This is a genomic window from Actinomadura sp. GC306, assembly GCF_004348665.1.
Taxonomy (GTDB): Bacteria; Actinomycetota; Actinomycetes; order Streptosporangiales; family Streptosporangiaceae; genus Spirillospora.
Map to the genome: position 1 here is coordinate 1 of NZ_SMKM01000352.1, position 6,058 is coordinate 6,058.

Sequence of the window (6,058 nt, forward strand, 5' to 3'; positions counted from 1 at the left end):
CGGCGGCCGGGCGGGAGGGCGGCGCCCGCCGCCGTGACCGCCGCGCGTACCGGGCGGCCCGCGGCGCGGGCGAGCGCGGCTGACCGGGCCCAAGTGCGTGACCTGCATGCGCTTCTCCCGGTGTTCTGCTGTCACGGCCCCTGCGGCGGGTTCCGCCGTCCGCACGAGGCACATGTAAGAAAAGTGCATCGGGGGCGCAGTTACGTCAAGAGGTAACTTTACAGAGAGCCAACCCCTACGTTGCACCGTTTTCCGACACGTAATCCAGTTCACTCCGATCACACCTGGAAGCGGCGGGAATCGGCCTGGGAGATCACCGGGACGGCACCGCGGGGCCACGGGACCGTCACCCCCGGGTACGCGCGCGGACGCGCGGCGTGGCCGGAGCACCGCCGGGTATGGCGCACAATGTACGGTGCCCCAGCCGCCCGGAACCGTGATTGGTGTAGTACAGCCGTGCACCTGCTGAACGGTGAGCGCCCCGCTCACGACCTCACCTACAACGACGTCTTCATGGTCCCCCGCCGCTCCTCGGTCGGGTCGCGCCTGGAGGTCGACCTGGCCACCGCGGACGGCAGCGGCACGACCGTGCCCCTCGTGGTCGCCAACATGACCGCCGTCTCCGGGCGCCGGATGGCCGAGACCGTCGCGCGGCGCGGCGGCATCGCCGTCCTCCCGCAGGACATCCCGGCCGACGTCGTCGCCGAGGTCATCGGCTGGGTCAAGGGCCGCGACCTCGTCGTGGACACCCCGATCCGGCTGACCCCGTCCGGCACGGCCGGGGACGCGCTGGCGCTGCTGCCGAAGCGCGCGCACGGCGCGGTGATCGTGGTCGAGGACGACCGGCCGGTGGGCGTCGTCACCGAGGCCGACTGCCAGGGCGTCGACCGGTTCGCGCAGCTGCGCGACATCATGTCCCGCGACCTGGTCACGCTGCCCGCCGGCGTGCACCCGCGCGAGGCGTTCGACCGGCTGCACGAGCGCGGCCACCGGCTCGCGCCCGTCGTCGCCCCCGACGGGCGGCTCGCGGGCATCCTGACCCGCACCGGCGCGCTGCGCGCCACGCTGTACAAGCCCGCCGTGGACGCCGGCGGGCGGCTGCGGATCGCCGCGGCGGTCGGGGTGAACGGCGACGTCGCCGGCAAGGCGAAGGCGCTGCTGGAGGCGGGCGCCGACCTGCTCGTCGTGGACACCGCGCACGGCCACCAGGACAAGATGATGGGCGCGCTGGCGGCCGTCCGGGCGCTGGACCCGGGCGTCCCGGTGGCGGCCGGGAACGTGGTGACGGCCGAGGGCACCCGCGACCTGATCGAGGCCGGCGCCGACATCGTCAAGGTCGGGGTGGGCCCCGGCGCGATGTGCACGACCCGGATGATGACGGGCGTCGGCCGGCCGCAGTTCTCCGCCGTCCTGGAGTGCGCCGCCGAGGCCCGCCGCCTCGGCCGGCACGTGTGGGCGGACGGCGGCGTCCGGCACCCGCGCGACGTCGCGCTGGCGCTGGCGGCCGGCGCCGCGAACGTGATGGTCGGCTCCTGGTTCGCCGGCACCTACGAGTCGCCCGGCGACCTGCAGCGCGCCGCCGACGGGCGGCTCTACAAGGAGAGCTTCGGGATGGCGTCCGCGCGGGCCGTGCGGCTGCGCACCGCCGACGACTCCCCGTTCGACCGGGCCCGCAAGGCGCTGTTCGAGGAGGGCATCTCCACCTCCCGGATGTTCCTCGACCCGCACCGCCCCGGCGTGGAGGACCTGATCGACTCGATCGTGGCGGGGCTGCGCAGCTCGTGCACCTACGCGGGCGCCCGCACGCTGGAGGAGTTCCACGAGCGGGCGACCGTCGGGGTCCAGGGCTCGTCCGGCTACGCCGAGGGGATGCCGCTGTCCAGCAGCTGGTAAAGCCTCCCCCGCGGCTCCCGCGCGGCCGCCCGCGGCACGCCGCCCGGGCGCCCGAATTCCGGGGGTCGGGCTGCCAAGTGATCACCGGAGTGCATATCCTGGGGAACACCTGTGCCCGAGGTCACACGCGCACGCACGCGGACGGCTCCCACGCAACTTTTGCCCGGTCCCGCGCGTCCATAAGGTGAGCCGGGCTTAATTCACCGCTGGTGGGAATCGGAGCGCACATGGGTCGGTCGGCGAGTCGGCGCGCCGGGGAGGAGGACGGGGATCGCTCCTCCGGTGCGGCGGCGCTCCCCCGCGCGCTCGCGCTGACCCTCGCGTCCGCCCTGGTCTGGGGCGTCGCCCACCTCGTCACCGGCCGGCGCACGGCCGGGGGGCTGCTGCTCGCGCTGTACGTCGTGCTCCTCGCCGCGGTGGGGGCCGCCGGCACCGTCTACCGGTCGGACCTGCTGCAGCTCGCCGTCCGCCCGGAGATCGTGGAGCGGTTGTCGGTCGGGCTGCTGGCGCTCGGCTTGGTGTGGGTCTTCATCGTGATCCGCTCGTACCAGATCCTGCGGCCCATCAGGCTGTCGGTGCCGGCCCGCGCGCTCGGCGCCGCGGCCGTCGCCGTGATGTGCTTCGCCGTCGCGGTGCCGGCGGTCTGGTCGGCGCACGGCACCTACGTCTACCGCGACGCGCTGACCAGCATCTTCCGCAGCGGCGGCGGGAACGGCAAGCAGGTCGACGCCGACGACCCGTTCGACGGGCAGGCCCGCGTCAACATCCTGCTGCTCGGCGGCGACGCCGCCGAGGAGCGCTCCGGGGTGCGCACCGACAGCATGACGGTGGCCAGCGTCGACACCGAGACCGGCGACACGGTGCTGCTGAGCCTGCCCCGCAACCTGGAGGGGTTCCAGCTGCCGCCGGGCCCGGCCCGCGACCGCTTCCCCTACGGCTTCACCGGCGACGGGCCGCAGACGCCGGGCCTGCTGAACGAGGTGTTCCAGTACGCCGAGGACCACCCCGACGTGGTGCCGGGCGTCCCGAAGCACGAGCGCGGCCCCGAGCTGCTGAAGGCCACGATCGCCGGCATCCTCGGCCTGCGGGTCGACTACTACATCCTGGTCGACATGTTCGGCTTCGCCGACATCATCGACGCCATGGGCGGCGTCCGGATCAACATCGAGCAGCCGATCCCGTACGGGCTGGAGGGCGCCGTGCTGGAGCCCGGCAACCGGACGCTGACGGGCAAGGAGGCGCTCTGGTACGGCCGGTCCCGCACCAACAGCAGCGACTACGTGCGGATGGGGCGGCAGAAGTGCCTGCTGGCCGCGATCGCCGAGCAGGCCGACCCGCAGACCGTGCTGACCAGCTTCGACAAGCTCGCCGCGGCCGCCAAGCGCACCCTGTCGACCGACATCCCGCAGGAGCTGCTGCCCGCGCTGATGAAGCTGTCGGAGCGCGTCAAGAGCGGCGCGGAGATCGAGAGCCTGCAGTTCGTGCCCCCGCTGATCTACACCGGCAGCCCCGACTTCGACCTCATCCGCAAGCTGGCGGCCGATGCGGTCAGCACCGATCCCCGGCCGGTGAGCGGCGACGCGGACGGCGGCTCCCCGGAGACCGCCACGAGCACGGCCCCGCCCACGGCCCCGGGCACGGCCGGCGGCTCGCCGAGCGGGTCGGCGACGCCGTCGGAGCCGCCGAGCGAGCCGGTGTCGCTGGAGGCCAGCTGCCCGTGATCCGCCGCGCCGTGTCCCGGCAGGGGCCCGGAGGGGGGATCATTGGAGGAGGACAGTTCCTCTGAAGTCCGCGAAGGGCGGTGCGGGTGCCTCGGATCCATGGCTGCGACGTCTACCGCGTGGCGATGCCGCGCGGGAGGCGGCCGGAGAGCGTGCTCGTCCGCCTCGCCGGCGGTGACGCGGTGGGGTGGGGCGAGATGGCCGTCCCCGGCTCCGGCGATCCCGGCCGCGGCTGGGCCGACATCGAGGAGCGCATGGCGCCCGCGCTGGTCGGGCTGGAGTGGGACCGCCCCGAGGACGTGTCCGCCGCCGCGGACTTCGGCGCCCGGGAGGCCGCCGCCGCGATCGACACCGCCTGCTGGGACCTGTGGTGCCGGACGCGGGGCCTGCCGCTCGCGCACGCGCTCGGCGGGACCCGCACGTCCATCGTGACCGGTGCGCGGATCTCGCCGGAGCCGATGCTGGACACGGTCGCGGCCCGGGTCAACCGCGCCGTTGGAGCGGGCCACACCCGCGTGACCCTGGACATCCGCCCCGGCTGGGACATCGAGCCGGTCCGCGCGATCAGGCAGGCGTACCCGGCGCTCGCGCTCGTCGCGGACGCGGGCCACTCCTACACCGAGTCGCCCGAGCACATGGCGGTCCTGGAGGGCCTGGACGCCTACGGCCTCGCGGCGGTCGAGCGGCCGTTCCCCGCCGGCGACCTGGCCGCGCACGCCCGGCTGCAGTTGCGGGTCGGCACCGCCGTCGCGCCCGCCGTCGGCGACCTGGAGACCCTCGACGCGGCCCTGACGCTGGAGGCGGGCCGCGCGCTGCACCTGCGGCTCGACCTGCTCGGCGGGCTGACCGCGGCCCGCAGCGCCCACGACCTGGCGTACGCGGCGGGGTGGGACGTGTGGTGCAGCGGCTGCGGCGCGTTCGGCATCGGCCAGGCCGCCGCGGTGGCGCTGGCGTCGCTGCCGGGCTGCACGCTGCCGAGCGACGTGACCGACCCCGCGGGCGGCCCGGTGTTCGTGACGCCGCCCGTCCGGTCGTCCGGCGGCGTCGTCGGGGTGCCGCTCACGCAGCCGGGCCTCGGCCACGAGGTCGACGACGAGCGCATCGACCGGCTGGCGACCCGCCGGCTGCGCCTGTCGGCGTGACCGCCGCCCCGGTGTGGGTGGTGGCGGGGCCGCCCGGCTCCGGCAAGACCACCGTGGCGGAGCTGCTGCTGGCGCGGCTGCGTCCCGTCCCCGCGCTGCTGGACAAGGACACGATGTACGGGCCGTTCGTGGCGGCCGTGCTGGCGGCGGCCGGCCGCGACCCGGGCGAGCGGGAGGGCCCCTGGTACGACGCGCACGTCAAGCCGCACGAGTACGCGGGGATGACCGCGACGGCCCGGGAGGTCCGCGGCCACGGCTGCCCGGTGCTGCTCAGCGGCCCGTTCACCGGCCAGATCCGGGACCCGGGCCGCTGGGCGGAGTGGGCCGCAGCGCTGGGCGGCCCGCCCGTGCGGCTGGTGTGGGTCCGCACGGACGCCGCGACGCTGCGGCACCGGCTGGAGCGCCGCGGGTCGCCGCGCGACACCGGGAAGCTCGCCGGGTTCGGCGCGTTCCTCGCGCGGATGCGGCCGGACGAGCCGCCGCCCGTCCCGCACGAGGCCGTCGACAACCGGCTGGCCGCGCCCGTCCCGCTGGAGGCGCAGCTGGACGCGCTGGCCGCCCGGTACTGAGCACCCCGTGCTGACCGGTCAGTACGACTTGGGCAGCCCCAGGGAGTGCTGCGCGACGTAGTTCAGGATCATCTCGCGGCTGACCGGCGCGATGCGCATGAGCCGGACGACCCCGGCGAGCATCCCGACGCCGTACTCGGTCGTGAGGCCGTTGCCGCCGTGGGTCTGGACGGCCTGGTCGACGCAGTGGATCGCGGCCTCGGCGGCGGCGTACTTGGCCATGTTCGCGGCCTCGCCGGCGCCCTCGTCGTCGCCCTCGTCGTACAGCGAGGCGGCCTTCTGCCCCATCAGCCGCGCCAGCTCCAGCTCGATCTTCGCGGCGGCGAGCGGGTGCGCGAGGCCCTGGTGGGCGCCGATGGGCGTCTTGAAGACCTGCCGGTCCTTCGCGTACGCGACGGCCTTGCCGAGGGCGAGGCGGCCGATCCCGGCGCCCATGGCCGTCGCCATGATCCGCTCGGGGTTGAGGCCGGCGAAAAGCTGCAGCAGGCCGCCGTCCTCGGCGCCGACGAGCGCGTCGTAGGGCAGCCGGACGTCGTCGAAGTGGCAGACGAACTGCTTCTCCGGCGACACGATCTCCATGCCGATCGGCGTCCAGGTGAAACCGTCCGCCCCGGTCGGCACGATGAACAGGGACGGGCGCAGGTTGCCCTTCTGGTCCGCGGTGCGGCCGACGACCATGACGGCGTCCGCCTCGTCCACGCCGGAGATGAACGTCTTCTGCCCGTTCAGCACC

At 74.8% G+C, this 6,058-nt stretch carries 5 protein-coding genes; 4 read left to right on the forward strand and 1 reads right to left on the reverse strand.

The window, feature by feature from the left end:
• Window positions 1-456 precede the first annotated feature (456 nt).
• The 4 genes from E1200_RS30360 (at window position 457) to E1200_RS30375 (ending at window position 5,325) form a co-directional block, all read left to right on the forward strand.
• Window positions 457-1,893 carry a GuaB1 family IMP dehydrogenase-related protein gene (locus E1200_RS30360; protein WP_243708957.1) on the forward strand — a complete coding sequence of 479 codons (1,437 nt, stop codon included), beginning with the start codon at window positions 457-459 and terminating at the stop codon, window positions 1,891-1,893.
• A 227-nt stretch (window positions 1,894-2,120) separates the two neighbouring features.
• Window positions 2,121-3,614, forward strand: a complete 1,494-nt coding sequence (locus tag E1200_RS30365; protein ID WP_131955581.1) for an LCP family protein — start codon at window positions 2,121-2,123, stop codon at window positions 3,612-3,614.
• Window positions 3,615-3,700: 86 nt separating this feature from the next.
• A complete protein-coding gene (locus E1200_RS30370; protein ID WP_131955583.1) occupies window positions 3,701-4,756 on the forward strand; it encodes an enolase C-terminal domain-like protein in 1,056 nt (351 codons plus the stop codon).
• A complete protein-coding gene (locus tag E1200_RS30375) occupies window positions 4,753-5,325 on the forward strand; it encodes an AAA family ATPase (protein WP_131955586.1) in 573 nt (190 codons plus the stop codon). The genes E1200_RS30370 and E1200_RS30375 overlap by 4 nt, the downstream gene beginning before the upstream one ends.
• Before the next feature lie 18 nt (window positions 5,326-5,343).
• On the opposite strand, the gene E1200_RS30380 is transcribed toward E1200_RS30375, so the two are convergent.
• The coding region (locus E1200_RS30380) for an acyl-CoA dehydrogenase (RefSeq protein ID WP_131955588.1) at window positions 5,344-6,058 on the reverse strand (715 nt) is incomplete at its 5' end.

Excerpts from the sequence above, each read along its gene's own strand:
- E1200_RS30365 (WP_131955581.1), top strand. The coding sequence starts at position 2,121 with ATGGGTCGGTCGGCGAGTCGGCGCGCCGGGGAGGAGGACGGGGATCGC.